General features: G+C 72.6%; 21 protein-coding genes and 2 pseudogenes. 15 read left to right on the forward strand and 8 right to left on the reverse strand.

Annotated elements, in window-relative coordinates; genetic code table 11:
* The first annotated feature begins 86 nt into the window (after positions 1 to 86).
* The 5 genes and pseudogenes from ACF1BE_RS30260 (at position 87) to ACF1BE_RS30280 (ending at position 5,238) form a co-directional block, all read left to right on the forward strand.
* A complete protein-coding gene (locus ACF1BE_RS30260; RefSeq protein WP_392202192.1) occupies positions 87 to 977 on the forward strand; it encodes an STAS domain-containing protein in 891 nt (296 codons plus the stop codon).
* A 416-nt stretch (positions 978 to 1,393) separates the two neighbouring features.
* Positions 1,394 to 1,837, forward strand: a pseudogene (locus ACF1BE_RS30265) (anti-sigma regulatory factor).
* Entirely contained in the window at positions 1,834 to 2,214 is a 381-nt protein-coding gene (locus ACF1BE_RS30270) for a hypothetical protein (protein ID WP_392202193.1), read from the forward strand. Before ACF1BE_RS30265 ends, ACF1BE_RS30270 begins: the two are co-directional and overlap by 4 nt.
* Positions 2,211 to 4,073, forward strand: coding sequence for a PP2C family protein-serine/threonine phosphatase (locus ACF1BE_RS30275; protein ID WP_392202194.1), 1,863 nt, complete (start codon positions 2,211 to 2,213; stop codon positions 4,071 to 4,073). The genes ACF1BE_RS30270 and ACF1BE_RS30275 overlap by 4 nt, the downstream gene beginning before the upstream one ends.
* Complete coding sequence (locus ACF1BE_RS30280; RefSeq protein WP_392202195.1) at positions 4,051 to 5,238, forward strand: PP2C family protein-serine/threonine phosphatase; 1,188 nt, start codon at positions 4,051 to 4,053, stop codon at positions 5,236 to 5,238. Before ACF1BE_RS30275 ends, ACF1BE_RS30280 begins: the two co-directional genes overlap by 23 nt.
* A gap of 33 nt (positions 5,239 to 5,271) precedes the next feature.
* Here ACF1BE_RS30280 and ACF1BE_RS30285 read toward each other — a convergent pair whose 3' ends face one another.
* Both ACF1BE_RS30285 and ACF1BE_RS30290 read right to left on the reverse strand, forming a co-directional pair.
* Complete coding sequence (locus ACF1BE_RS30285) at positions 5,272 to 5,778, reverse strand: MarR family winged helix-turn-helix transcriptional regulator (protein WP_392202196.1); 507 nt, start codon at positions 5,776 to 5,778, stop codon at positions 5,272 to 5,274.
* A 233-nt stretch (positions 5,779 to 6,011) separates the two neighbouring features.
* The gene (locus ACF1BE_RS30290) at positions 6,012 to 7,220 is read right to left on the reverse strand and encodes a phosphatidylserine/phosphatidylglycerophosphate/cardiolipin synthase family protein (protein WP_392202259.1); all 1,209 of its coding nucleotides are present in this window, start codon (positions 7,218 to 7,220) and stop codon (positions 6,012 to 6,014) included.
* A 201-nt stretch (positions 7,221 to 7,421) separates the two neighbouring features.
* Here ACF1BE_RS30290 and ACF1BE_RS30295 point away from each other — a divergent pair, with 201 nt between their 5' ends.
* Positions 7,422 to 7,664: a hypothetical protein gene (locus ACF1BE_RS30295; protein ID WP_392202197.1), complete on the forward strand. Its 243-nt coding sequence runs from the start codon at positions 7,422 to 7,424 to the stop codon at positions 7,662 to 7,664.
* Positions 7,665 to 7,890: 226 nt separating this feature from the next.
* On the opposite strand, the gene ACF1BE_RS30300 is transcribed toward ACF1BE_RS30295, so the two are convergent.
* The gene (locus ACF1BE_RS30300; RefSeq protein ID WP_392202198.1) at positions 7,891 to 9,174 is read right to left on the reverse strand and encodes a PAS domain-containing protein; all 1,284 of its coding nucleotides are present in this window, start codon (positions 9,172 to 9,174) and stop codon (positions 7,891 to 7,893) included.
* Between the two features lie 343 nt (positions 9,175 to 9,517).
* Between ACF1BE_RS30300 and ACF1BE_RS30305 the strand changes: the two genes are divergently transcribed.
* The 4 genes from ACF1BE_RS30305 to ACF1BE_RS30320 all read left to right on the forward strand — a co-directional run bounded on the left by ACF1BE_RS30305 (position 9,518) and on the right by ACF1BE_RS30320 (position 14,877).
* Positions 9,518 to 10,891, forward strand: coding sequence for an acetyl-CoA carboxylase biotin carboxylase subunit family protein (locus tag ACF1BE_RS30305; RefSeq protein ID WP_392202199.1), 1,374 nt, complete (start codon positions 9,518 to 9,520; stop codon positions 10,889 to 10,891).
* Positions 10,888 to 12,900: a PEP/pyruvate-binding domain-containing protein gene (locus ACF1BE_RS30310; RefSeq protein WP_392202200.1), complete on the forward strand. Its 2,013-nt coding sequence runs from the start codon at positions 10,888 to 10,890 to the stop codon at positions 12,898 to 12,900. Before ACF1BE_RS30305 ends, ACF1BE_RS30310 begins: the two co-directional genes overlap by 4 nt.
* Positions 12,901 to 12,908: 8 nt before the next feature.
* On the forward strand, positions 12,909 to 14,261 hold the full coding sequence (locus ACF1BE_RS30315) for an MFS transporter (protein ID WP_392202201.1): 1,353 nt from the start codon (positions 12,909 to 12,911) through the stop codon (positions 14,259 to 14,261).
* Positions 14,262 to 14,469: 208 nt separating this feature from the next.
* Positions 14,470 to 14,877, forward strand: coding sequence for a thiol-disulfide oxidoreductase DCC family protein (locus ACF1BE_RS30320; protein ID WP_392202202.1), 408 nt, complete (start codon positions 14,470 to 14,472; stop codon positions 14,875 to 14,877).
* Positions 14,878 to 15,041: 164 nt separating this feature from the next.
* On the opposite strand, the gene yicI is transcribed toward ACF1BE_RS30320, so the two are convergent.
* Positions 15,042 to 17,318, reverse strand: a complete 2,277-nt coding sequence (gene yicI, locus ACF1BE_RS30325; protein WP_392202203.1) for an alpha-xylosidase — start codon at positions 17,316 to 17,318, stop codon at positions 15,042 to 15,044.
* Positions 17,319 to 17,689: 371 nt separating this feature from the next.
* Between yicI and ACF1BE_RS30330 the strand changes: the two genes are divergently transcribed.
* The 4 genes from ACF1BE_RS30330 to ACF1BE_RS30345 are packed head-to-tail and all read left to right on the forward strand — an operon-like array spanning position 17,690 to position 22,153.
* Positions 17,690 to 18,943, forward strand: coding sequence for an ABC transporter substrate-binding protein (locus tag ACF1BE_RS30330; RefSeq protein WP_392202204.1), 1,254 nt, complete (start codon positions 17,690 to 17,692; stop codon positions 18,941 to 18,943).
* Between the two features lie 13 nt (positions 18,944 to 18,956).
* Positions 18,957 to 19,910, forward strand: coding sequence for a carbohydrate ABC transporter permease (locus ACF1BE_RS30335; RefSeq protein ID WP_392202205.1), 954 nt, complete (start codon positions 18,957 to 18,959; stop codon positions 19,908 to 19,910).
* Positions 19,911 to 19,915: 5 nt separating this feature from the next.
* Complete coding sequence (locus ACF1BE_RS30340; protein ID WP_392202206.1) at positions 19,916 to 20,743, forward strand: carbohydrate ABC transporter permease; 828 nt, start codon at positions 19,916 to 19,918, stop codon at positions 20,741 to 20,743.
* Between the two features lie 30 nt (positions 20,744 to 20,773).
* Positions 20,774 to 22,153, forward strand: a complete 1,380-nt coding sequence (locus tag ACF1BE_RS30345; protein WP_392202207.1) for a GH1 family beta-glucosidase — start codon at positions 20,774 to 20,776, stop codon at positions 22,151 to 22,153.
* Between the two features lie 35 nt (positions 22,154 to 22,188).
* On the opposite strand, the gene ACF1BE_RS30350 is transcribed toward ACF1BE_RS30345, so the two are convergent.
* From ACF1BE_RS30350 to ACF1BE_RS30365, 4 genes and pseudogenes are all read right to left on the reverse strand, one after another.
* Complete coding sequence (locus ACF1BE_RS30350; protein WP_392202208.1) at positions 22,189 to 23,007, reverse strand: GNAT family N-acetyltransferase; 819 nt, start codon at positions 23,005 to 23,007, stop codon at positions 22,189 to 22,191.
* A 21-nt stretch (positions 23,008 to 23,028) separates the two neighbouring features.
* Positions 23,029 to 23,226 (reverse strand): annotated as a pseudogene (locus ACF1BE_RS30355) (radical SAM protein); the annotation flags it as partial.
* Between the two features lie 50 nt (positions 23,227 to 23,276).
* On the reverse strand, positions 23,277 to 24,218 hold the full coding sequence (locus ACF1BE_RS30360) for an SDR family oxidoreductase (RefSeq protein ID WP_392202260.1): 942 nt from the start codon (positions 24,216 to 24,218) through the stop codon (positions 23,277 to 23,279).
* A 394-nt stretch (positions 24,219 to 24,612) separates the two neighbouring features.
* Complete coding sequence (locus ACF1BE_RS30365; RefSeq protein WP_392202209.1) at positions 24,613 to 25,467, reverse strand: SDR family NAD(P)-dependent oxidoreductase; 855 nt, start codon at positions 25,465 to 25,467, stop codon at positions 24,613 to 24,615.
* 82 nt (positions 25,468 to 25,549) lie between these two features.
* Here ACF1BE_RS30365 and ACF1BE_RS30370 point away from each other — a divergent pair, with 82 nt between their 5' ends.
* Positions 25,550 to 26,050: a MarR family winged helix-turn-helix transcriptional regulator gene (locus ACF1BE_RS30370; protein WP_392202210.1), complete on the forward strand. Its 501-nt coding sequence runs from the start codon at positions 25,550 to 25,552 to the stop codon at positions 26,048 to 26,050.
* The last annotated feature ends 16 nt before the right edge of the window (positions 26,051 to 26,066 follow it).

Genomic DNA, 26,066 nt, shown 5'->3' on the forward strand with positions numbered 1-26,066 from the left:
CTAATGTTTGCCATAGAGCAATAATTGTCTGATGGCTCGTCGTTCGGCCGGCCGCATGGGCTCGGAGCAGGGAGACGGTGCAGGTGGTGGCGGAGCACGACACGGCCTCCGAAGTGGCGCGGCGGCTGGGCGGCTTCCTGGAACGGCACCGCGAGCAGCTGGCCCAGCGATGGGCGGACGCCGCCCTGTTCCGTACCGTCTTCCCCGTCTCCCGGGGCGAGGCGGTCGAGGCGTGCAAGGCCGTGGTGGACGCCCTGGCCGAGGTGGCCCGCACCGGGCGGCTGGAGGACATCGGGGCTTGCGGCTTCGGCACGGTGAGAGAGCGGCTCGGCCGGATGTCCGCCTCCCGGGCTTGGGCCGGGTCCGGCCCGTCGCAGATCGCCGGTGAGGTCGCCGGCCTGCGCGAACCGCTGATCGCGTTGCTGGGCGCCGAGTTCGCGGACCCCGGCGAGGAACAGGCGCACGCGTGCCGGCTCGCGCTGACGGTCCTGATGAGCACGCTGGGCCTGGTGGTCATGGAGACGGCCGTCAGCGCGGGCGACGAACTGATCGCGCGGCAGCGCCGGCAGCTGCTTGCGGTGGCCACTCCGGTCATCCGGCTGTGGGACGGCGTCGTCGCCGTGCCGCTGATCGGGACCCTGGACAGCGCCCGCAGCCAGGTGGTGACGGAGAGCCTGCTGGAAGCGATCGTGGACCAGCGGGCCCGGTTCGCCATCCTCGACATCACCGGTGTGCCGGCCGTCGACTCGCTCGTGGCCCAGCACCTGACGAAGACGGTCGCCGCCGCCCGTCTGATGGGCGCGGAGTGCATCGTGTCCGGTCTCCGTCCCGTCATCGCGCAGACCCTCGTCCGGCTCGGCATCGACCTGGGGTCGATCATCACGCGGGCCGACCTCGCCGACGCGCTGGCGTACGCGCTCGGCCGGCAGGGCATCGTCGTCTCTCCGGCCCCGGCCGCGGGAGCGATCCCGCGGTGACCCGCCCGCCCGCCGCCCGTCCGGGTCCGATGCCGGTTCCGGTACCGGCACCGGGAGTCGTCCCGCCGGCCACCCTGCGAGGAGAGCCGCACGACGAGGCGGCCGAACGACCGCGGTACGACGTCGTCCATCGCGTCGGGTCCGGCCCGGAGCCGGTGGGCGGTGTCGTGATCGACGTCTCCGGCACCGAGACGGTCGACTCCTTCCGGCCGCGTCCCCGCCGAGGTCGCCGGGAGCACGCGCCCGCCGGCCACGCGGAGCGTGCCGGCCGGCAGGCGCCCGGGCGTGGCCGGCACCCTGGTCGAGCCGGGGCTCCCGCCGCCCGGCAGTGGTACGGCCCTGGACGCCGGAAGGGCGTCGTCGCCGCTGAAGCACACGTCCCCCGGACCGCCCGGTCACCCGGAGGAGGGTGCGTGATGCATTCCCCCCTCTTCCCGGCCGCGCGCCTGCCCATCCATGGGGACGCGGATCTCTCCCAGTCGCGCCAGCGGGTGCGCCAGGCCACCGCCGACCTCGGTTCCCGGCGGGTCCAGCAGACGGAGCTGGTGACCGCGGCCGGTGAACCGGCCCGCAACACCCTCGCGCACGGGGCGGTGGACACGTGGAGATGACGCTGCTCGGGGACGGTGCCCGCCGCGGACCGCGGCTTCGCTTCGTCGACGCGGGCCCCGCGATCCTGGACGTCGCACGGGCCATGACCGACGGGTACACCACCGGGGGCGGCCTGGGCCTCGGCCTGAGCGGGGCCCGGCTGCTCGTCCGGGAGTGCGCCCTCGGCACCTGCCCCGACCGGGGCCACCACCGTCACCATCACCGACCGGGCCCCAGGCCTGCCCGCTCCCCGCACAGGTGCGTCATGAACAGGGTGCGGGACACTCCGGTCGAGGACCGCATCAGGGTGCCGGAGGTCCGCGTCGCCGTGGAGGGCGCCCGCAGCTTTCCCGCGCCGGACGCGCATGCCGTGGCGGTCGCTGCGCCGGTCGCCACCGAGCCGGCGCCCAGACTCGTCGAGCCCGCGAGCGGCGACCGCATCGCCGTCCGCGCCACCGGCCCCTCCGGCACCCGCGTGGAGAGCACACCGTGCGCGCGGAGCGCCTCGCTCGCCTACGGGCCGGGCGTCCGGGACGCGCCGGCGGCGCTCCGCGTCCCGTGGGAAGCCGGCAGCGCCGCACGCCCCCCGCGCGACGACAGCAGTGTGGCCGTACTGACCCCTGACCCACCGGACGGACGTCCATGACCGCAACCCCCGAAGTCTGGAAGATCGCGTCCGTCGGCGACGCGGCCCGGGCCCGCGCGGCCGTCGACCGTGTCGCCACGGCCGGCGGCGCGCCGGCGCTCGACCGCGCCCGCCTACTGACGTCCTTGACGGCACGGCTGCGTCGCTGCCTCGGCCAGGGCGGCACGTGGGAACTCCGGCTCGACGCCCGGCAGACCACGGCCGGACGGGAGGGCCGGCTCGAGGTCTCCCTGCGGCCGGCCGGCTCACCGGTACCGGGCCCGGACGACGAGCCGGCCCTCGTCTGCTCCCTGCCGCACCGGCCCGGCCCGGACGGCCCGGCCGCCGACCTGACGCTGCCCGAGGCCCTGCTGCGCGCCGACGAGAACACCGCGGCCGTACTGGGCGTCCTGGACGAACAGGAACGCCTCGTCCGGCTGCACCTGGAGGAACTGCACCAGACCAACCAGGGCGTCCTGGCGCTGCACTCCGACCTGGAGGCCGCGGCACTGGCCCAGCGTGAACTCCTCGAAGCCGAGCGGACCGCGCGCGCCGAGGCGGAGCGGGCCCGGCGGCTGTTGAGCTTCCTCGGGGACGCCAGCGCCGCCATCACGGCGTCGCTCAGCCGTACGGCCATCCTGCGCCGCCTCTCCGACATGCTGGTGCCGGACTACGCTGAGCACCTCGACGTGTGGCTCTTCGACGAGGAGGACGGGGAACAGCAGGAGTACGACGCGGACCCGCACCGCGTGCGGGAGCGTCCGGCCGCCGCGGTGGCCGCCGCCCGCACCGGCCGTCCCCAGCACGCCGCCGCCCACCCCGGGGAGCTGCCCGGCACCGAGGACCTCCCGCCCTCCGCGCCGTCCCCGCGGCGGCCGGTGCTGGCCATCCCGCTGGTGGCGCACCGTCAGCTGGGGGTGCTCACGCTCACCGCGCCCGGGCCGCGGTTCGACGCGGACACCACGGTGATGCTGGTCGAACTCGCCCGCCGGGTCGGTGTCGCCCTGGACAACGCCCGCCGCTACGAGCAGTACCGCGACACCGCCGAGACCCTGCAACACGCTCAGCTGACCGACCTGCCCACCGTGTCCGGCATGCTGCTGGCAGCGCGCTACCTCCCCGCCACCCGGGGCCTGAACATCGGCGGGGACTGGTACGACGCCTTCCTCCAGCCCGACGGCAGCCTGCTGGCCGTCATAGGGGACGTCACCGGGCACGGTCTGCACGCCGCCGTGGTCATGGGCCAGCTGCGTACCGCGCTGCGCGCGTACGCGGTCGAGAACGACAGCCCCGGCGACATCCTCACGCATCTGCACCGCATGCTCCGGCACCTGCAACCGGAGCTGTACGCCACCGCCATGATCGCCCGTTTCCGGCCTGGCGAGCCGGAGGTGGTCTGGGCGTCGGCCGGTCACCCGCCCGCCGTGGTCCGCGACGCCGACGGCACCGTACGCGTGCTGGACGCCAAGCCCGGTTTGATGCTGGGCATCCCCGTGCCCTGCGCGTACGCGGACCACCGGGCGGACCTGCCCGCCGGCTCGTCCCTGGTGCTGTACACCGACGGCCTGGTCGAACGCCGGGCGGGGGGCATCGACCCCGGCATCGAGCGTCTTGGCCGGGCGCTGGCCACGCTGACCACCGCCGAACTGGAACACGATCTCGACGCCGCGGCCGATGCCCTGCTCAAGCCCCTGCTGCACGACTCGGAACGCGACGACGACGTCTGCGTACTGATCTGCCACACCATGACGCCGGCCGGACGGGAGCCGCGGCGGGGGGCGCACCGGGGCCCGTCTCCCACCCGGCGTCCTGGAGGCGGAACCGCTCGGGGTAGCGTGAAGGACACGAGGCGAGAGGGTGGATACCGTGAAAGCTTCTGAACCGCTCCCGTCGGCGGAGGCGCTCCTGCGCGCGGCCGCGCCGCACGCGCTGGTCGCCACGGCCCGCCGCATCCTCGCCGAGGGTGTCGGAGCGCAGGAGGTGACCCTCCTTCTCGCCGACTACGGTCTGACGGTTCTGCAACCGGTGTCCCATCTGCCGCACACCGGCACCCCGGTTTCCGCCCACGACGGTCCCGCCGGCAGCGCCTTCCTCACCCAGAACCCGGTGATCGAGGTCCTCCAGGAGCCGGCCGGCCATCTGGTGCATCTGCCCATCACGGTGCGCGGCGACCGTCTGGGCGTGCTCTCCGTACGCCTGCCGGCGGGGGCCGCCGGCCCGGACACCGTGCTCCAGCTCAGTGGCTTCGCCACGGCACTGGGTCATGAGGTCACCACCGCCGGCCGCGACACCGACCTCTATCTCCAGGCCCGTCGCACCCGCCGTCTCACCCTCGCCGCGGAGATGCAGTGGCAGCTCCTGCCCGGCCGGGGCTGCGCCCGCGACGAGTACGTCATCGGCGCCCACCTCGAACCCGCCTACGCGATCGGCGGGGACAACTTCGACTGGTCCACCACCGCCGACCGCCTCGTCCTCACCGTCACCGACGGCATGGGGCAGGGCATCGACGCCTCCCTCCTCACCAGCCTCACCGTGGGTGCCCTGCGCAACGCCCGCCGCGCCGGCATCGGTCTGGCCGACCAGGCGTCCCTCGCCGACCAGGCCGTCTACGCCCAGCACGGCGGCAAGATGTACGCCTCCACCCTGCTGCTGGAGTTCGACCTGGCCACCGGCGCGGCACGCGCGGTGGACGCGGGCTCGCCCCAGCTGTTCCGCCAGCGCGACGGCCACACGGAGCGGATCGAACTGGAGGCCCAGATGCCGCTGGGGATGTTCGAGGAGACGGTCTACGAGGAGCAGACCTTCCAGGTCGAGCCCGGCGACCGGCTGCTCGTGGTCAGCAGCGGAGTGCACGGCACCCGTTCCGCGGGAGGCGATCTCTTCGGCGAGCAGGCCCTGCGCCTGATCCTCGGTGCCACCCGTCCCGCCCCGCCGCACGAGACGGCCCGCGCGGTCGTCTCCGGGCTGATCGAGCACCACGGCGGCAAGGAACTGACGTCCGACGCCGCCGTGGTCTGCCTCGACTGGCACGGCTCCCGGACCTGACGCCGAGCGGCACCGGATCCGGCGTGTCGCGATTCAGGGCTCGGGGCCGTCGGTCCCCCGGCCGGTGTCGGCCTGGGCGGCCAGGAACGCCCGCATCCCCCGGCTCAGTGCGTCCCGCTCGCCGGGTGACATGGCAGCGAGGACCGCGGCGAGCGCCTGCGACCTGTGCGCGGCCACCTCTTCGAGCACGTGCCGGCCGGGTCCGGTGAGGACCAGCCGCACCTCACGTCGCCTGTGCGGATGCATCAGACGTTCGAGGAGACCGGCCGCCTCCAGTCGGTCGCACAGCCGGCTGGCGGTCGGTGGCCCTATCTCCATCCCCTCGGCCAGAGCGGTGAGATTGAGCCCCGGCTGTGACTCCAGGATCCGCAGGGCGCGCAGCTGGTGCGGCGACAGCCGCAGGCTCGCCCCCTGGGCGGCCACCGACCACAGGTTCGCCAGACCGTCCGCGGCGTCGGCGATCTCCGATGCGACGGACAGTGGGTCGTCGTCCCCGGGTCCGCCCGGCCGGTCGTCCCCCGAGCCGCTGAGACGAGTCACGAACACATCGCTTTCGGTAATAGCCTGCCCATACGGATACCACCCTCATCCAGACGCGGTTACCCGACGAGCCGCCGGGCAAGCACCGCAGGGCGGCCATCGTAGGAGCTGACGTCTCCTGGCCGACGACTATCGTCCGAGGGGGACTTCTTCGTACCTGCCCGTCCGTGCCCGGGCAAGGGGCGGGGCCGGTTCCGTCCGGCGGCCGACGGGCCGGGGACTCGGCCGGGGGGTCACAGGAACCGGCGGACCGGGGTGACGGCGGCCTCCTTGGCACGCTGGAGGACCGTGCGCCGTCTCCACCGGGCGAGGTCGATGGCCACGCTCCGCCGCAGGTCCTCGTCGTAGTCGCGGTCGAGTTCGGCGGTGAACGTCTCGTCCAGGACGGCGAGCATGACCTCTTCGTCGTGGTCCATGGACCTGCGGTTGAAGTTGGTGGAACCGATCAGGGCGGCGACCGAGTCCACCGTGATGATCTTGGCGTGCATCATGGTCGGCTGGTACTGCCGGATGTGCACGCCCGCCTGGAGCAGGCGGGTGTAGTGGTGCTGGCCGGCGAGCTGGCAGGCGCGCTGGTCGGTGTGCGGTCCGGGGAGCAGGATCTCCACGCGCACACCGCGCCGGGCGGTCTGGCACAGCAGGTCGATGAAGTACGTGTCGGGGGCGAAGTAGGCGGTGGCGAGGCGGAAGCGCTCCTCGGCCGAGGTGAGCATGACCCGGATGAGGGTCTGCATGTCCTGCCAGCCGATGCTCGCCGAGCCGCGCACCACCTGCACCACCGACGTGCCCGGCTGACGGTGCTCGGTGAAGCGGTCGCGGTCGTCGAAGAGTTCGTCGTGGCACTCGGCCCAGTTCTGTGCGAACGCGGCCGCGATGCCGTCCACGGCCGGGCCGCGTACCTGGACGTGGGTGTCGCGCCACTCGCCGGGCCCCCGGGCGTCGCCGCACCACTCCTCCGCGATGCCGACACCGCCGGTGAAGGCGGTGTGCTCGTCGATGATGAGGGCCTTGCGGTGGCAGCGGTGGTTCTGCTTGAACGGCGACAGCCAGACGGGCCTGCGGAACCAGGCCACCTGCACACCCGCGGCGTCCATGAGGTCGAGCAGGTCCCGCTCGATCTGCTTGGCACCGAACCCGTCGAGCAGCAGGCGCACCCGTATCCCCTCGCGGGCGCGGTCGGCGAGGGCGATCGCGAAGTCCCGGGCGATCTGGCCACGCCAGTACACGAACGTCATCATGTCGATCGTGTGCCGGGCCGAACGGATCGCCCCGAGCATCGCGGGGAAGATCTCGTCACCGTTGCGCAGCGGAAGCAGTTCGTTCCCCTCGGTGGCGGCGATGCCGATCAGCCGCTCCAGGCGGCGGCGCAGGCGCTGCTTACGGGCAGCCGCGTCGGACGCGGTGCCACGGGCGGGGGCTGCCGGTATGCCGTCGAGGATCACGCAGGTACTCCGTAGGGCCATGAGGACGGATGGGTACGGGCTTCGCCGGGCGAGCCCGCAGAAGCACATGCCCGGCGGGCCGTGTCTCACTCCCCCGCCCGTACCGCACCGGCCGGTCGCCGGGGCCGACCGCAAGGCCACCCGATCGGGCGATGAGTCGGACGGCCGGCGAGTCACGCGGGCCGACTAGGATCTGTCTCCGTGGCTGACGTCCCCGATGAGCTGATCAGGCTGGAACGATGCGCCCAGGAGGAACGGGCCGCGCTCGCCGGCCTCACCGGTGACGAGTACGAGGCGCAGTGGCGTCGCTGGCGGGCGGCGTCCGAGGCGGCGCGGGCGGCCGTCACCCGGCGCGCCGCGGCCACCGGGGACGATGAGCACGAGGTGGAACAGGCCGTGCAGAAGGCTGTCCGGCAGGGCCAGGAGGACCCGGCCGTCGAGTAGACGACCGACGGGCGGGCCGGGTCCGACGCCCTTTTCCCGCCTCACTGTTCTGGTCGGTCGATGTCTACCACGCGTGCCCAGGGTGGCGGGCGTCCTGGGCGTACTCGGCGTTCTCCACGTCCACGTCGCGGGCGGGGTGGGGGGGAAGAGGCCGACGACGGTGCGGCAGGGCGGCCGCTCGGAGGGCCCGGCGTCTCCTCACCGGCGCCGCGCCCGGCACGTCCGCTCACACCGGGCTCAGTGGGTGGGCCGCCGTGGCGGACCGGGGCGGCCAGGCCTGGGGGGAGAGGATGCCGAGCACGTAGGCGCGGGCGACGAGGGCCGGCCGGGTGGCTGCGCCCAGCAGGTCGCGCAGCCGGCTCAGGTGGTAGTCGACCGTCTGCCGTGACAGGTGCAGGGTCGCCGCGATGTCCGCGTTGCTGTGCCCGGCGGCCAGCAGGGCGAGGATGCGGACCTGGCTGGCCGTCAGCGGCGGCTGAACCTCGTGGCGCAGGCCGACATGGGTGATGACGGCCCACACACCGGGCACACGTTCCGCGGTGTGGCACACGGCGCTCAGGTGGACCCGCACGCGGCGCTGCCGGCTGTCTCCGTCGACGAGCACCGCGGAGGTCCGGGCGCTTCTGCGCCGGCCGCCGATGAGGTCGTGCCAGATCCGGTGCACAGCCGTGCGTTCGGGTGTCCTCGCCAGCAAGGTGTCGGCCGGCAGCCCGATGAGGTCGGAGAGGCGGACGCGCAGGAGTTCGGCGACCGCGGTGCCGGCCTCCCCCACCAGTCCGTCGGTGGACAGGCGGACGCAGAGCAGGCCGCTGTGGTCGCGCAGGGCCCTCAGTTCCTCCTCGGCCCGGCGTCGTTGGTCGAGCGCTCGGGTGTAGTCGGTGACGTCGACGTAGATACCGGCCACACAGCGGTGCCCGCCCCAGCGGACGGGGAAGCGGTACCCCGCGGCCTGTCCGGAGGTTCCGTCGGGGCGCCGGTAGGTGAGGGTGTGCCGTACGGGCCTGCCCTCGGCCAGGACCGCCCGGTCCAGGGCGAGGAACCGGGTGACGTCGTCGGGTTCGTCGACCTCGGCGAGGTGGCGGCCGACCACGGCGTCGCGTGTGGTGCCGTACAGGTGGGCGTACGCGTGATTGGCCCACAGGTAGCGGCCGGTGGCGTCGCGCACGAAGGCCGCGGCCGGGGTGAGGTCGGCGAACGCGGCGTTCGGGTTGTCCTCCGGCCGGCCGCTCACCTCGACCGCCACTCCCCTGCTGCCGTCGCGGTCGGCGCCGTCGTGGCGGGCCGGCCAGTTGACATGGAAGGTACGGCCCTCGAAACACGCCCGGTAGGGCGCGTCGGGGGTGCCGGACGGCCCGTCGCGGTCGGCGCGGAGGGCTTCGAGGAAGCGGCGTGCGGTCCGCTCGTCGTCGAACGCGCCGCCCCCGCTGTCGACCACTCCCAGCCCGCCGTCGGCCTCCCACCAGGACACCGGAAGGGGCGCGAGCAGCGTCTTGAAATCGGCCTCGTCCACGGCCCAACTCCTTCAATGGTCCACTACATCACGTTGAGTGACACAGCATGCGTATCCCGTGGCGGAGCAGACATGCGGAGCGGGCGGATGCCATGCGCGTGCGCACCGGTCGGGCACTAGCGCATCACACGGTCTCCACATGGCGACAACTGGTCGCAGCAGTCCGGCATTTGCCTGAACGGTTCGCCTGTCTCCGTGTGTCTGGGGGCAGTTGGGGCTGGTTCGCTTGAAGGAAACGGCGGGTCAGCTGACTTCACCGGGCGGTGGGTCCGCCGGCCGCCGTATCCCGTCCGGGCGCGGCTCGCGTCCGGGCCTTCGGGACGACCAAGGGAGTTGGGTATCGGTGAGCAAGGTGCTGTACGTGCATGCCAAGGGCGGCCCCCCGGTGGGGCATGCCCTCGCGCGGGTGGCCGCGAGGTCCGCGGTGCACCTGCTGGCACTCAGCGAACTGCCCGCCACGGTGGCGGAACGGGCCACGAGCCTGTGCGACTCGGTGGTCACGCACGCCGCCCCGGAGGGGCGCGACCTGGTGGAGGTCATCACGGCCCGGGCCCGGGAGGTGAGGGCGGAGGCGGTCGTCACCTTCTCGGAGTACGCGGTGGTGGCGGTCGCCGAGGCGTCCCGGCGGCTCGGGCTGCGCGGTGCCGGGCCGGCCGCGACGCTCGCCCGGGACAAGCGGCTGATGCGCGCGGCGTGGGAGCGCCGGGGGATACCTCAGCCCCGGTTCCGCGCGGTCACGACCTTGGCCGAACTGGAGCGCGCCGCGTCGGAGTTGTCGTTCCCGCTGCTGCTGAAGGCCGCGTGGAGCGCCGGTTCGACCGCCCACCAGATCATCGAGACGCCCGGGGACGTGCGGGACGCCTGGGAGCGGTCGCGCGCGGTGATGGCGGAGTCGGCGCTGCTCGGGTTCGCGGAGCTGCATGTCGCGGGGGCCGGTGAGGACTTCATCGTCGAGGAGATCGTCAGCGGATGCGCCGAGGAGTGGTTCGACGGTTCCGGCTGGGGTGACTACGTCAGCGTGGAGGGCGTGGTCGTCGGCGGTGTGTTCCGTCCGGTCTGCGTGAGCGGCCGGATGCCGACGGTGGCACCGTTCACCGAGCGGGCCGGCATCACCCCGGCCGCGCTCGGGAGCGCGGCCCAGGACAGGATCGTGGAGCTGGCCCGGCGCGCCGTGGACGCCCTGGGCCTGGAGGACTGCGGCACGCACACGGAGATCAAACTGGGCGCGGACGGCCGTATGTGGGTGATCGAGACGGCGGCGCGGTTCGGCGGCGCGATGACGGTGCCGCAGATCGAGCAGGTCTTCGGACTGGACCTGGCCGGCATGTTCACCGATCAGCTGCTCGGCGGCTCACCCGCCTGGCCGGCACGGGTGCTGACGCCGCAGGACGCGGTCGGGGCGGCCGGGTCCCTGGTGGTGCTGGCCGTGAACGGTGACGGTTCGCCCTGGGCCCGTCGCCATCTGTGGGACTCCGCGACGGTCGTCCGTTCGGCTCCTCTCGGGGCGGGCAGCACGCTGTCCGTCGTCGCCGAGAGCGCCCTGCCCGACGGCGCCCCCGTGCCGGTCTACGACCCCGCCGCCGGCGCCAACACCATGGCGGCCGTGTGCCTGCTGTCGGCGGACCGGCCGCAGACCGTGGTCAGCGACTTCGCCGCCGTGGTGGACGCCCTGCCGCGGATCCTGCCCACGGATGTCACCGAGGAGGCCCGCGCATGACGCACGCACCGGCCGAGGCGGCCGTGCCCGACGCCGCCGGCGACCGTACCGTCATCGGCGCGAACCTGTCGCTGCCGCTGTTCCGCGCGCTGTCCGGGGTACTGGCCGGCCACCCGTACCTCAAGGTCGTCGTGGACCGTGCCGAGAACACCTGGCATCTGCTCGACACCCGGGTGCATCCCTTCCACGTCGACTACATCGCGACCCGCGTGCTCGGCATGACCCTGGACGAACTGGACGCGGAACTCGACGCGTTCAACGCCTCGGTGTACATGGACCCCGAACGCCGGTTCCTCCTCGGGGTGGTGTCCCTGCACACCGAGGAGGAGGCCGACGGTTCCGAACGGCCCTTCCTCGTGCTGGAGACGACCGAGGCGGACACGATGCCGGGGCCCTTGCTGGAGGAGTTCTACCACTACGTGCGCGGACGGGTGGACGGCCGTCTGCCGCTGCTGCTGAAGCCCGCCAACCACGGGCAGGAGCACGAGCTGGCCGCGGTCGGGGAGGCGCGCGTGCCGCGCGTCCTCAGCCACGAGCTGTTCGGCAACCGCACCCGCACCTGCCTCAACCCGGGTGAGGCCGAGGGACGGCTGCGCTACTTCCGCACCACGGCGGAGTACGAGAGCGCGGCCGGGGAGCTCGGCTGGTCGGACATCGTGGCGATGCCCCGGCTGCCCGACAACGTGCCCCGGACCGCCGGGTTCATCAACACGGCCCCCACGACACCGCTCTCGCACACCAACGTCCTCGCGGCCGGCTGGGGGATCCCGAACGCGATCGTCCGCGACCTGGACGCCGTCGTCCGGCAGGACGGCCTCGACGGCGCGTGGGTGCGCTACCGCGTGCGTGAGGACGCCGTCACCCTTGAGCGACTTCCCCACGCACCGGCTCTGGAACGGCCCGCCTGGCACCAGCAGCGCATCCGCATCGAGACACCGCTGCTGGAGGAGGCGCCGATCCTGGAGCTGCACCGGCTGCGGTGCGCCGACCGGGACAGTTACGGCACCAAGGCGGCCAACCTCGGGGAACTGCACCACGTCCTGGACAGCCGCACGGCGGACCTGACGGCGTTCTACGCGCGCCCGCGTCCGCCACGGCCCGATCTGCTCGGGCACCTCGCCGCCCGGCTGGGTGAGACGGGAGCGTCACCGCGGCGGCTGCGCGCCGCGGCGGCCGAACGGGTGGCGCGGACGGTCCGCGCTCCCCGGGGCGTGGCGTTGCCGTTCCGGCTGCACCATCTGTTCCTCACCTCCTCCCCCGCCCTCCAACAGGGCATCGGCAAGCTGAAGATGGCGCTCGAACTCGAGGCCCTCGACGTGATCGACCCGCTGTCCCTGCACCTTCAGCACCTGACGTGCAGTACGCCGGTGCCCGAGGAGGTGACGCGGGCGATCACCGCCTCCGTGGCCGCGCTCACGGCCGACGGACGCCGTCTGGTCGTGCGGTCCTCCTCCAACGCCGAGGACCTGCCCGGGTTCTCGGCCGCCGGGATCTACGACTCGGTGACCACCGTGCACGGCACGGACCAGCTCATGGACGCCGTACGGCAGGTGTGGGCGTCTCTGCTGTCGCCGCGCAGCGTGCGCCTGCGGCACCAGGTCGGCATCCCCCTGGACGACACCTACATGGGGGTGATCGTCCAGGAGTACGTACCCGCCGATCTGGGGGGCGTCCTCGTGACCTGTGATCCCACCCGCCCCGAGGACTTCCGCAACGTGTACCTGAACTGCACGCCCGGCTCGCCCGAACAGGTGGTCGACGGCACGGTCCTGCCGCAGCAGTACCTCTACAACACCGTCGAGGGCGGCGGGCGCACGGTCGACATCGGCTCGTCGGGTGCGGACCTCCCGGCGGCGACACGCGCCTCGTTGGCCGAACTCGCCCTCGCCGGGCGCCTGTTGCAGTCCCACTTCAGCGAGGACGATCCCGACGGCGCCCTGGACATCGAGTGGCTCATGACCGCGGAGGGGGCCTTCCACCTGGTCCAGGTCCGCCCCTACGCCCGGTGAGGCGCCGCATGCCCCTCCCGCGGTCCTCGCCCCCCGTACCGGCGCCGCCCCCGGCCGCGCGCCGCGTCATCCGCCTCAACAACGGGTTCCAGCTGCTGTTCAACCTGCTGTGGTGGATGCCCGTGTTCTACGCCTACCAGCGTGACGCGGGCCTGTCCGACGGGCAGATCTTCGGCATCCAGAGCATCTACTACATCGCCTTCTGCCTGTTCGAGATACCGACCGGGATCGTCGCCGACCGCATCGGCGCCCGCAACTGCCTGCGCGCGGGAGCGGTGGTCATGACGGCGGCGAACCTGGCGCCGGTGCTGGCTCCGACGTACACCGGTTTCCTCGCGCACTTCCTCGCCATCGCGGCCGGGCGTTCCCTGGCGTCGGGCGCGGCGAGCGCCTACCTGTACGACGGGCTGCGCGCCGAGCGGGCGGAGGCGCACTATCTCAAGGCCGAGGGCACGGCGCGTGCCCTGGGGCTCGGCGCCAAGGTCGTGTGCTGGCCGCTCGTCGGGCCGCTGATGGCCCTGGCCCCGCAGACGCCGTACGTGCTCAGCGCGGCGTGCGCGGCCGGTTCCCTCGGCTGCGCCCTCGCCCTGCCGCGGCTCGCCACGCCCGGCACGGACGCCCGGCGGCGCGGCCGGCCGCGGTGCGGTGGCGGACCACTGCGCGACACGGGCGCCGCTCTGCGCGCCCTGTGGTCGTCGCCGTGGCTGGCGCTGCTCATGGTCCAGGGCGTCGCCGTGTTCACGCTGTCGCGGATCTGCCAGGTCAACCTCTTCCAGCCGGTGCTGCTCGAGCACGGCATCGGGGAGAGCACGCACGGCAGCGTGCTCGCGGCGATGACGGTCGCCGAGGCGGTGGCGTCGACCCGTCCCCAGTGGCTGAGCCGCCGGCTGCCGCCGGCCGGCTGGGTGTCCCTGCTGAGCGTCGCCCTGGCCGCCGTTCTGGCGGGCACCGTCGTGGGCGGCCCGTGGACCGTGGTCGCGCTGCTGTGCGCGTTCGCCGCGATCACCGGGTTCGTCTATCCGGTGCAGCGCAAGCTCGTCAACGACGCCATCCCGGTGGACGCGCCGCGGGCCACGCTGCTGTCGGTGGAGAGCATCCTGGACCGCGGTGTGTGCGCGGCGGCCGCGGTGGCCGCGGGCGCCTGTCTGGCGGCGGGCCGGCTGGACGCCCTGCTCTGGTACAGCGCCGCGATCACCTGCGTCCTGATGCCGGCGCTCCACCTGGCCCTGCGCCGGACCGGCCCGCGCGGTGCCCCGGCCGGGAAGGCCCGCGCCGCGACGGGCCCCGGCGGAACGGGTGCCCCGGCGCCGGACGAGTCCGTCTCCCTGCCCGTCGACGAGGGAGCGGCGCCACGCGCCTGAGCGGAGCGCCGCCGGGCGGCCCGGTCGGGCGCCGGGGAGGACTCCCCCGGACACCGAGGAGGACCTCCTCCCTCCGGTACGGTCCCTGGCCGGCGGGCGCCGCCCGGACGAAAGTCCCTCCCGGACGGGAGGGCTCGCCAGGGCGATTAGGCGTCCGTCGGCAGCCGGGCGCGGGTGATCCGGATCGGCGGTGCGGCACCATGGAGGCATGCGGACACGAGCTGTACTGGTCTACGACGGTGACTGCGGTTTCTGCACGGCCTCCCTGGCCTTCACCCAGAAGCGGATCAAGCCTCGTTGCGAGGTGGTGGCCCAGCAGCAGGCACCGCTGGACGAACTGGGCGTCACCCCGCGGCGAGCCGCGTACGAGGCGCTGTGGATCACCCCGGACGGGACCGTGTACGGGGGCGCCCAGGCAGTCGCCCGGCTGCTGGCGAGCGCGGGCGGCGGCTGGCGCGTTCTCGGCGCCCTGCTGAGGCTCCCTCCGATCCGGTGGACCGCCCACGGCGTCTACCGGCTCGTCGCCCACAACCGGCACCGGCTGCCCGGTGGTACGGCGGCCTGCGCCCTGCCGGCCGGCCTCGGCCGTAGGCAGCCGGTAGCCGGTAGCCGGTAGCCGGTAGCCGGTAGCCGGTAGCCGGAACGAACCGGCCCGCGCATCAGGGACGACCCGACCTCGGCCCGGCGTTCTCCGAAAGGCCGATGCCGCCGCCGGTGCCACCCCGGCAGGGTGACGGGCTGGCCGTCGGTGCCGCCGTGGGTCTCCCCCGGAGCGGCCGGTCACCGTAGCGCAACGGTGACCTCGCCCGCGCCCTCGGCCTGTGCGCCACCGGCGACGTGCACGGTGAAGGGCCGGTCGTGGCCGTCCGCGGTGACGCGCAGGAGGCCGCCCTCGCGCCTGACCCGGAACCGCGCGGCCGTCGCGCCGGTCAGGTCGGGGACGCTGACCTCCTGCGTGTACTCGGCGGTGGCCGGCGGGTGGACGAGCAGCGTGGGGTTGTCCAGCCAGTCGCCGTCGGGCCGCTGGTCGTCGGCGGCCAGCGGCAGGACGGCACCCTCACGGACATAGAGCGGGAGGCTGTCGTAGCCGTGCCGTTCGGTGCGCCACACCGGGCCGGTGACCTGCTCGCCGCTGAGCAGGTGGGTCCAGGTGCCCTCGGGGAGATAGACCTCCACCCGGCCGTCCTCGCTGAACACCGGGGCGACCAGGAGGTCCGCGCCGAGCATGTACTGGCGGTCGAGGGGGCGGCATGCCGGGTCGTGCGGGAACTCCAGGACCATGGGCCGCATCACCGGGACGCCGGTGTGGTGGGCCTCGGCCGCGGCGCCGTACAGGTAGGGCATGAGGCGGTGCTTGAGCAGGGTGAACCGCCGGGTGACGTCGACGGCTTCGGCACCGAACTCCCACGGCACCCGGTACGACGACGAGCCGTGCAGGCGGCTGTGGGAGGACAGCAGGCCGAAGGCCAGCCAGCGCTTGAAGACCGCCGGGTCGGGGGTGCCCTCGAAGCCTCCGATGTCATGGCTCCAGAAGCCGAAGCCGCTCAGGGACAGGGACAGCCCGCCCCTGAGCGACTCGGCCATGGCCTCGAAGGACGCCCAGCAGTCGCCGCCCCAGTGCACGGGGTACTGCTGGCCGCCGGCGGTCGCGGAGCGGGCGAAGAGCACGGCCTCGCCCTGTCCGCGCTCCTCCTCGAGGAGTTCGAACACGGTCCGGTTGTACAGGTGGGTGTAGAAGTTGTGCATCCGCTCCGGATCGGAGCCGTCGTGCCAGACGACGTCGGTCGGAATGCGCTCGCCGAAGTCGGTCTTGAAGCAGTCCACGCCCTGGTCCAGCAGCGGCTTCAGCTTCGACCGGAACCAGGCGCGGGCGTCGGGGCCGGTGAAGTCGACCAGTCCCATGCCGGCCTGCCACAGGTCCCACTGCCACACGTCGCCGTTCGGCCGGCGTACCAGGTGGCCGAGCGCGGCGGCCTCGTCGAACAGCGGGGACTTCTGCGCGATGTACGGGTTGATCCAGGCGCTGACCCGCAGCCCCCTGGCCTTCAGCCGCGCGAGCATTCCCTCCGGGTCGGGGAAGACCTCGGGGTCCCACGCGAAGTCGCACCACTGGTACTCGCGCATCCAGAAGCAGTCGAAGTGGAAGACCGACAGCGGGATGCCGCGCTCGGCCATGCCGTCGACGAACGACATCACCGTCGGCTCGTCGTAGTCCGTGGTGAAGGAAGTGGTCAGCCACAGGCCGAAGGACCAGGCGGGCGGCAGGGCCGGACGGCCCGTGAGGGCGGTGTAACGGGTGAGGACGTCCTTCGGGGTGGGCCCGGCGACGACGTGGTACTCGACCGTCTGGTCCTCGACGCTGAACTGCACCTGCCCCACGGATTCGGAGCCGACCTCGAAGGAGACCCCGCCGGGGTGGTTGACGAAGACGCCGTAGCCGCGCGAGGAGAGGTAGAACGGGATGTTCTTGTAGGCCTGTTCGCTGCTGGTGCCGCCGTCGGCCTGCCAGATGTCCACGCTCTGGCCGTTCTTGACGAACGGCGTGAAACGCTCGCCGAGGCCGTAGATCTGCTCGCCGACGCCCAGCGCGAGCTGGGCGAGGACGTGGTGGGCACCGTCGTCGGTGGTGGCGAACGCGGTGCCCTTGCGGCCGGCCCGGGTCAGCTCCCGCCCGCCCGCGTCGAGGAAGGTCAGGGCCCAGGGAGCGGCCCGGTCCAGGCGCAGGGTCAGGGGGCCGCTGGTCAGCTGGGTGACGGTGCCGTCCTGCCGGACCTCGCCCGCGCCCTCGGCACCGGGGGCGGTCATGAGGGTGAAGTCGGGACCCGGGCGCGACCTGCCGGCGTGGTGGGTGACGCGCACACCGATGACACCCTCGGCGGGCGAGAAGCAGTCGACGGTGAGGAGCGGCGCGTTGAGAGTGTCCCCTCTGCGCGTCACCTTCTGCGTGGCGGCATAGGCGGTGAAGCGCTTCGATTGGACGCGCACCTCGCGTACCTCGGTGGCGTAGGCGATCTGAACGCCATCGCGGACGCGCCAGAACCCGTTGGTGAACTTCATGGTCTTCCTCGGGGGAGCAGGGCTGTTCGGCGGGGACTGCGGAGGCTGTCGCCCCGGCCTGTGGATCGTACACACGACGGACGGCACCCATCGGCGTCCGACGGCCCTAATACCTGGGCTGAACTGGCCCTCTTCGCATTCGGACGGGAGGCGTCACCGCGGAGGCCGGGAAAAGGTCCCGGTGCACGGGACTAGCGGGACGGCAGGGTTCTGACGTATTAGTCATCGCAGCAAACAAAGGCGGCGGCGGCGACGCCGACGACACGACAGCAGAGGCCGCACCATGTCGAAGCGCTTCAACGAAATGCGTCATCACGTCCACGGCGTCCGCTGACGCCCGTCCCTCCCTCTCCCACGCAAGGGCACCCACCGTGACAGCACCCACTCCGGCTGCCGCGCGCCGCGGACGCTCCCGCAGGACCGTGACGCCGCTCGCCGCCGTCTGCGTCCTGGTCGCCGGGGCGGCCCTGACCGGATGCGGCTCGCAGCGCGACAGCGACGTCTACACCGTGATGAACTCCTCGACCGACGAGTCCTACCACCGCTGGGACGCCCAGGCGATGGCCCGCTGCGGCCGGCGGCTGGGCGTCACCGTCGAGCAGCTGAGCGTTCCGGCCGCGCAGGTGATGACGAAGGCGCTGCGCATGGCGTCGTCCAAGTCGCTGCCCGACATCGTCCAGTTCGACGCCTCCGAGATGCCGACGTTCGCCGAGGCCGGCGGGCTGACCGACCTCAGGACACTGGGCCTGCGCACCGACGGCGTCCCCCGGGGCATCGTCGACTTCGGTTCCTACAAGGGGACGTACTACGGCGCGGCCCGCTCGGTGAACACACTCGCCCTGTTCTACGACAAGGACGCCCTCGCCGGGGCAGGCCTCGAGGTCCCGGGCACCTGGGACGAGCTGCGCGCGACGGCGAAGAAACTGACCCACGGCAAGCGGTACGGCCTGGCGCTCAGCGCGGGCGGCGCCGAGGACGGCGTCTTCCAGTTCACGCCCTTCATGTGGTCGAACGGCGGCGACGAGAGACGCCTCGACGGGCCGCGGGTCGTCGAGGCGCTGGACTTCTGGAAGGCCCTGCTGAACGACGGTTCGCTGTCCAGGTCGACGGTCGGCTGGACGCAGGCGGACGTCAACGACCAGTTCATGGCGGGCAACGCGGCTATGATGGTGAACGGCCCGTGGCAGGTGGAGACGCTGAACACCGACAAGTCGCTGCACTGGGGCATCGCGCGGATCCCTGTGCCGAAGGCCGGGGACAGGTCGGTGGGTCCCCTCGGCGGTGCGGTTCTCACGGTCCCGAACACCGGTGACAGGGCGCGGGAGAGGATGGCCGGGCGGATCGTCGCCTGCCTGTCCGGCGAGAGAGAGCAGCTGACGTACGCGCTCAACAGCTGGATGGTCCCTGCCGCCGAGAAGGCCGCCGCGGTGTGGCGCGAGCGGGTGCCCGAGCTGGACGCCCTCGCCGACCAGGTGGCCGCCGCCCGCTCCCGCACGGCCGAGCTGGGCGCCGGCTGGCCGGGCGTGTCGCTCGCCCTCCAGAGCGCCTTCCAGTCCGCACTGACCGGCGAGTCCAGCAAGGCCGCCCTGACACGCGCCCAGCAGCGGGCCACGAGCGGGAACTGAGGTACACGCGCACATGACCACGTCCACCGTCACCGTCCCGGTGCCCTCCCCCGCGAGCCGGGCGGCCGGCGTCCCGGATCCGGGACGGCTGCGCCTGCGGCGCCGCCTCGCACAGTGGGGGTTCGTCGCCCCCGCGGTCGTCTTCATGCTGCTGTTCTTCGGCTACCCGCTCGTCCGCAACGTCGTGATGAGCTTCCAGCACTACACACCGCAGACGTTCTTCACCGGCAAGGCCCCCTTCAACGGCGTCGACAACTGGTCGCACGTCCTGCGGGACGCCCTGTTCGGCAGGGCGCTGTGGCACACGCTCGTGTTCACGGCCGGATCCCTGCTCGGGCAGTTCTGCGCCGGCCTCGCGCTCGCGGTGTTCTTCAGCCGCAGGTTCCCTCTCAACGGCGTGCTGCGGTCGCTGATCCTACTGCCCTGGCTGGTGCCCATGGTGGTGTCCGGCATCGTGTGGCGGCGGATCCTCGACCAGGACACGGGCGTACTCAACTCGTTCCTGGACACCCTCGGCCTCGGCGGCCACACCCCGTGGCTGACCAGCCCCCACCTGGCCCTACTGTCGGTGATCCTGGTCAACATCTGGATCGGCGTCCCGTTCAACATGGTCATCCTCTACGGCGGTCTCCAGGAGATCCCCGCGGAGCTGTACGAGGCCGCCTCGCTGGACGGCGCCTCGGCCTGGCGGACGTTCCGCTCCGTCACCCTGCCGATGCTCCGGCCGGTGATCACCGTCGTCCTCGTCCTCGGCTTCATGTCGACGGTGAAGATCCTGGACCTGATCCTCGCGCTCACCGACGGCGGCCCGGCCGACGCCACCCAGACCCTGGGCACGCTGACCTACCAGAACTCGTTCGTCCAACTGGACTTCGGGGCGGGCGCGGTCGTCGGCAACGTGCTCGTTCTCGTCTCCGCGGTGTTCGCGGTGATCTACCTGCGGGCAGGCCGCAGCGAGGGGAAGTGACGTCCATGACCATCCGGACGCCCACGACATCCAGGCGCCGCTGGGGTTCCACCCTCACCGGTGTGCTCATCCTGTGCGTGATGCTCTTCCCGCTGTACTGGATGCTCGACACCGCCCTCCAGCCCGCCTCGGGACTGCTCCAGGTCGATCCGGTGCCGAGCCGCCTGGACCTGTCCGGCTTCTCCAAGGCCCTCGGTGACCAGGGCGGACACCTGCTGACCTCCCTGGCCGTCTCGCTCGGCGCGGTCGTCCTCTGCCTGGCGGTCTCCGCGCCGGCGGCGTACGGACTGGCCCGGTTCGGGCTGCGCGGCACACGGACGATCGTGTTCGGCACCCTGATCACGCAGATGGTCCCGGGCATCGTCATCGCCAACGCGCTGTACGACTCGTACGTCGAACTGGGCCTGGTCAACTCCTACTTCGGACTGATGCTGGCGGACTCCTCGCTCGGCATCCCGTTCTCCGTCGTGCTGATGCGGTCCTTCATGCTGTCGATCCCGGGCGAGGTGATCGAGGCGGCGCAGATGGACGGTGCCGGGCCGGTGCGGACGTTCGTGCGGGTGGTGCTGCCGATGAGCCGCAACGCGCTCATCACCTCGGGCCTGTTCGCGTTCCTGTTCTCGTGGAGCGACTTCATGTTCGCCCTGACCCTGAACACCACCGACGACGTCAAGCCGGTCACGCTGGGCATCTACCAGTACATCGGCGCGCACGTCGGTGACTGGGGCTCGGTGATGGCCGCGTCCGTCCTGTCCGCGGTGCCGGCGGCGGTCCTCCTCGTCCTGGCCCAGAAGTACATCGCCGCCGGCATCACCGGCGGTTCCGTCAAGTGACCTGCACCCCCATCGGAACGGGCTCCTGCCATGAGTGACTTCCCCATGTTCCCGCCCGGCTTCGTCCTCGGCGCCGCGACCGCCTCGTACCAGATCGAGGGAGCGGCGCGGGAGGACGGCCGCGGTCCGTCGATCTGGGACACCTACAGCCACACCCCCGGTCTGGTGGCCGGCGGCGACACCGGTGACGTCGCCTGCGACCACTACCACCGCTATCCGCAGGACGTGGCCCTGCTGCGGGAGCTGGGCGTCGGATCGTACCGGTTCTCGATCGCCTGGCCGCGTGTCGTGCCGAACGGCACCGGCCCGGTGAACACCAAGGGGCTGGACTTCTACTCCCGGCTGGTCGACGAGCTCCTCGCGGCCGGCATCGAACCGGCCGCCACCCTCTACCACTGGGACCTGCCGCAGGCACTGGAAGACCGGGGCGGCTGGCGGGTGCGGGAGACGGCGGAACGGTTCGCCGAGTACGCGGCCGTGGTCGCCGGGCACCTCGGGGACCGCGTGCCGCGCTGGATCACCCTCAACGAGCCGTGGTGCAGCGCCTTCCTCGGCTACTCCGTGGGCCGGCACGCCCCGGGTGCCCGGGAGGGCCGGGGCGCGCTGGCCGCGGCCCACCATCTGCTGGTCGGCCACGGCCTGGCCGTACGGGTGCTGCGGGAGGCGGGCGTGCGCGAGGTGGGCATCACGCTCAACCTCGACCACAACCTGCCGGCCACCGGCTCCCCCGCCGACCTGGCGGCCGTCGTCCGCGCGGACACCCAGCACAACCTGGTGTGGACCGAACCTCTCCTGGCGGGCCGCTACCCGGCCACAGAGGAGGAGACCTGGGGGGAACTGGTGACCGGGCAGGACTTCCGGCGGGAGGGCGACCTGGAACTGATCTCCCGGCCGCTGGACTTCCTGGGGATCAACTACTACCGGCCGATCGTCGTCGCCGACGCCCCCTACCGCGAGAGCGACCCGGCGCGACGCGTGGCCACGGACAACCGGTACCGGGAGGTACGGCTTCCGGGCGTGCGGCACACCGCGATGGACTGGCCGGTCGTCCCCGGCACCCTCACCGAGCTGCTGGTGCGGCTCGGGGCCCGGTACGGGGACGCGCTGCCACCCGTGCACCTCACGGAGAACGGTTCCGCGGAGGACGACGAGGTGAGCCCCGACGGAGCGGTGCACGACGCGGACCGGGTCGCCTACCTGCGCGATCACCTCACCGCGCTGCGGGCCGCGACGGACGCAGGCGTGGACGTCCGCGGCTACTACGTCTGGTCACTGCTGGACAACTTCGAGTGGGCGTTCGGTTACGGCAAACGGTTCGGAATCGTCCGGGTCGACTACGACACCCAGGAGCGCACCCCGAAGGACAGCTACCACTGGTACCGGGCGATGATCGCCGCACAGCCCGGCTGACCGGATCGGTCCCACCGGGCGTCCGCCAGGGCCTGTCAGCTGTGGGAGGGCGGCGTCCAGCTCAGCGCGTAGAAATGGACGGGCGAGTTCGGCCGGAACCCGATGCGGGGATACACGGGGGCGCCGGCCGCTGTCGCGTGCAAGGTGGCGCGGGTCAGGCCGGTGGCGCGGCCACCCTCGTACAGGGCCTTGCGCGTCACCGCCTCGCCGTAGCCCCTGCGCTCCCACTCCGGGGCCGTGGCGACGAGCACGACGAAGAGCCGGCCCTCCGCCTCCACCGTTCCCGCGCACGTCACCGGGACACCGTCCCGTAGCCCCAGGTAGGCGTGCACCTGGCTCTTCCACGCCGTGGACCCGAGCAGCCCGTCGCGGCCGTCCTCCAGCGGGAAACCGTAGGCGCGTGAGTTCAGGTCCGCGTACGCCCGGAGGTGTTCGTCCGTGGTCACGCGGACGAACGTGAGGTCCGGGTGGGACGGTTCGGGGACGGGCAGGAGGTCTCCGGCCATGCCGGTGCCGGAGAAGGCGTACGTGAGGCCCGCCCGCTCGGCCGCCGTCCGCACCTGCCCGCGCGCCTCGTCGCCGAGGAGGTCCTCGAAGAGCCACAGGAATCCGGGACGCGTCTTGGAGCGCATGATGTCCGCGGCCCGGCTCAGGCGGCGCCCGAAGAGCGCGGCGTCCGCGTCGACGTCCGTCAGCGTGACGCAGTTCCAGAAGGGGAACCGGCAGTCGGCCCAGCGGACGGCGATGCCCGGAAGGTCCCGCACATCGGCGCCCGTGTCGCGGTCCAGCACCATCGCCCGCCAGACCACGGCGAGTTGCTCCATCGATTCGACCGCTTCCGTACGATCCCTCATCAGTCCCCCCGGGTGGTGGAGTGGCGGCAGTCCGCTTCCCGGCCACGCTACGTCAACGGGCGCACGCGTAGCGCCATCGCGTTCCACCGGGACACGTTCCAGGACACCGCCGGCGAAGACGTCGTACAGCGGGAGTGCTTCGAGGCGGACATAGCCGATGTGACAGTCGCACACCGCCAGGGGTCAGGGCCGCGGCCGCAGTGCCGCGCGGTGGGGGCCGAAGCGCAGCCGGGCTGTCGCTGTCGCGGAGGCGGTGCGGGGCGCCGCTCCTACTGCTGCGGGCCGCGGTGCGGGTGTGCGGCGGAGGAGAACGCGTCCCAGTCGGCGCGTCCCCCGGCGCCCAGGACGCCCACGTCGTCCGCGAGTTCCGCCCCGGGACGCGCCCGGAGTTCACGCCGGGCCAGCCGGGCGACGAGGGCGGGGAAGAGCGGCCTCAGGGGCTGGCACCAGCGCAGCCACGGTGGGGCGTAGACGTGGTGGGCGCGGTGCAGGACGCCGGTGGTGAGCCAGTCGGCCACCTGTGCCGGGGTGTGGATACGGCGCGCGAACCAGGGCTGGTTCTGGCGCAGGGCCCGCAGGACGGGATGGTCGTCGATACCGCTGATCATGTCGGTGCCGGTCCAGTGGAGGTAGGCGATGCCGACGGCGACGCCGTCGGGTTCGACCTCGCCGCGCAGGGCCTGGGCGAAGGATTCCACGCCTGCCTTGGAGGCGCAGTACGCACTCATCATGGGCGCGGAGCCGAAGGCCGCGGTGGAGGCGATCTGGAGGAAGTAGCCGCGAGTGCAGGTGAGTTGCGGCAGGAAGGCCCGGGCGGTGTTGGCGGCGCCGACCAGGTTCACGTCGATGACCCGTTGCCACAGGTCGGCTTCCGTGCGGCTGAACGGGCCGCCGACGGCGATGCCCGCGTTGGCCACGAGCACGCTGGCCGGGCCGAGCTGTTCGGCGACCTGCCGGGCAGCACGGTCGAGCGCGGCACGGTCGGTGACGTCCGCTTCGACGCAGATGCTCGGTGCGGGCAGGGCCGCGGCGGCCAGCCGCAGGGTTTCCGCCTCGCGGCCCAGGAGCGCCACCTTCATCCCGGCGCCGGACAGTCGTCGGGCGAGGGCTTCGCCGACTCCGCGGGCCGCTCCGGTGACGACGGCGACGCGTCCCCGCAAAGGTGTGCCGTGACCGGAGGCCTGCCCGGCGGTGCCCTCGATGTCGCGCATCCGATCCTCGTGTTCGTCGGCCACCGGCGGTGGCGCTCCCTACCGCACTACCCGAAATGGACGGGTTTGCCTCTCCGCCATGCGGAGTGACCGGGAGCACGGCGCGCGGCAGTGGCCGGGGCCGGGCGCCGGTGAGGGGCGCGGGCGGAAGCGGGAGCGCCTGTGCGAACTGACGCACGACGGGCGCGGCCTCCCGCTCGACCGGACCGGCCGGCTTTCGGTGGCGGACCGGGCCGACCGTGTCGTGGACGTCAGCGAGGAGCCGGACGCTCCCAGGGGTGCTCCTGCGGCCGGGCGGACACGCGGCGCGGGTCGGACAGGACCAGCGGGAGCCCGCTCAGCCGGTTGCCCAGGTGGTTCACGGTCCTCTCAGCCGAACTCCCCGCGCGGTCGGTCAGGCGATCCAGGTGGCGGTGAGGTCCTGGACCGCGGAACCGTCGACGTCGGCCAGTTTGGTGCCGACGAAGGTGCGGGCCCAGTCGGAGGTCTGGATCCGGAAGGCGGGCCGGTCGGCGTGGAGAGCCTCCATGACCGCCTCCGCCGCCGCGGCCGAGGTCTGTACGTCGGCCTTCAGGAACTGCTCGGTGGCGCGGTCGATGTAGCGTCGCAGGGCGTCGGAATAGGGGCCGGCGGCGATGTCGGCGTTCAGGTCGACACCGACGTTGTTCACGAACTCGGTGGCCACCGCGCCGGGTTCCACGACGGACACGCTCACGCCCAGCGTCCGCGCGACGGGGGCCAGGCTCTCCATGTAACCTTCGACGGCGAACTTGGCGGCGCAGTAGGCCTCGTTGAACGGCTGGCCGATGACGCCGCCGACGCTGGTGACGGTGACCAGGCGGCCGCCGGTAGCGCGCAGGTGCGCCAGCGCGGCCTTGGAGACGTTCAGCACGCCGAAGAAGTTGACCTCCATCACGTCGCGGACGTCGTCCATGGCGTCGTTCTCCAGGGTGCCCAGGTGGCCGGCGCCCGCGTTGTTGACGACGGCGTCAAGGCGGCCGTGGTCGGCGATCACGCCGTCGACGGCGGCGGTGACGGAGGTCTCGTCGGTCACGTCGAGCTGCCGGATGTCGAGTGTGACGCCCGCTTCGGCCGCGGCCTCGCGCAGCGCGCCGGCGCGGGTGGTGTCACGGAGGGTGGCGACCGTGTGCCAGCCCGCCCGGGCCGCGGCGACGGCGGCGGAGAGGCCGATACCGGAGGAGGTGCCGGTGATGAGGACGGTGCGGGGGGTGCGGGGGGTGGCGGACATGGTGAAGCCTCTCTCGTTTATGTGCGTGCACACACAACGTAGCTTTATGTGCGTGCGCACGCAACCCGCCTATACTCGGCCCATGCCGAAGAAGCTGTCACAGGCCGAGATGCCCGCCGCGGACTACGCCTTCTACGGGCTGGTCTGGGCGGGCACGGTGATGACCGAGCACGTCGACCGGGCCCTGATCCGGGCGCACGACCTCCCCGTCTCCTGGTTCGAGGTGATGCTGTGGCTGGCGTCCAGCCCTGAGCCCGTGCCCGCTTCCGTCCTCGGCAACAGCACCATGCTGAGCCGCAGCCAGGTCTCCCGGGTCGTGGACGCCCTCCAGGGCCGGGGTCTGGTGACACGTACCCCGTCGGCGCGCGACGCACGGTCGGTCGAGGTCTCGCTCACCGACGAGGGCCGCCGCGTCTTCGAGCAGGCGGACGCCACCCGCCGCGAGGTCCTGGCGCCGGTCTTCACCGATCTCCTCGACGAGCACGACATCGAGGCACTCGGCACGGTGTGGCGCAAGCTCAAGGCGGAGAAGGACAAGCTGGGGCAGGAACCGGCCGTCCGGTCCACCCGGTCACGCCGGTAGCCGACGGGCGCGACCT

The sequence above is a fragment of the Streptomyces sp. NPDC014991 genome, from assembly GCF_043080665.1.
GTDB lineage: Bacteria > Actinomycetota > Actinomycetes > Streptomycetales > Streptomycetaceae > Streptomyces.

Coding starts and splice junctions, on each gene's coding strand:
- ACF1BE_RS30270 (WP_392202193.1), top strand. CDS start 1,834: ATGAACAGGGTGCGGGACACTCCGGTCGAGGACCGCATCAGGGTGCCG.
- ACF1BE_RS30275 (WP_392202194.1), top strand. CDS start 2,211: ATGACCGCAACCCCCGAAGTCTGGAAGATCGCGTCCGTCGGCGACGCG.
- ACF1BE_RS30310 (WP_392202200.1), top strand. CDS start 10,888: ATGACGCACGCACCGGCCGAGGCGGCCGTGCCCGACGCCGCCGGCGAC.
- ACF1BE_RS30315 (WP_392202201.1), top strand. CDS start 12,909: ATGCCCCTCCCGCGGTCCTCGCCCCCCGTACCGGCGCCGCCCCCGGCC.
- ACF1BE_RS30320 (WP_392202202.1), top strand. CDS start 14,470: ATGCGGACACGAGCTGTACTGGTCTACGACGGTGACTGCGGTTTCTGC.
- yicI (WP_392202203.1), bottom strand. CDS start 17,318: ATGAAGTTCACCAACGGGTTCTGGCGCGTCCGCGATGGCGTTCAGATC.
- ACF1BE_RS30335 (WP_392202205.1), top strand. CDS start 18,957: ATGACCACGTCCACCGTCACCGTCCCGGTGCCCTCCCCCGCGAGCCGG.
- ACF1BE_RS30340 (WP_392202206.1), top strand. CDS start 19,916: ATGACCATCCGGACGCCCACGACATCCAGGCGCCGCTGGGGTTCCACC.
- ACF1BE_RS30345 (WP_392202207.1), top strand. CDS start 20,774: ATGAGTGACTTCCCCATGTTCCCGCCCGGCTTCGTCCTCGGCGCCGCG.
- ACF1BE_RS30350 (WP_392202208.1), bottom strand. CDS start 23,007: ATGAGGGATCGTACGGAAGCGGTCGAATCGATGGAGCAACTCGCCGTG.
- ACF1BE_RS30360 (WP_392202260.1), bottom strand. CDS start 24,218: ATGCGCGACATCGAGGGCACCGCCGGGCAGGCCTCCGGTCACGGCACA.
- ACF1BE_RS30365 (WP_392202209.1), bottom strand. CDS start 25,467: ATGTCCGCCACCCCCCGCACCCCCCGCACCGTCCTCATCACCGGCACC.
- ACF1BE_RS30370 (WP_392202210.1), top strand. CDS start 25,550: ATGCCGAAGAAGCTGTCACAGGCCGAGATGCCCGCCGCGGACTACGCC.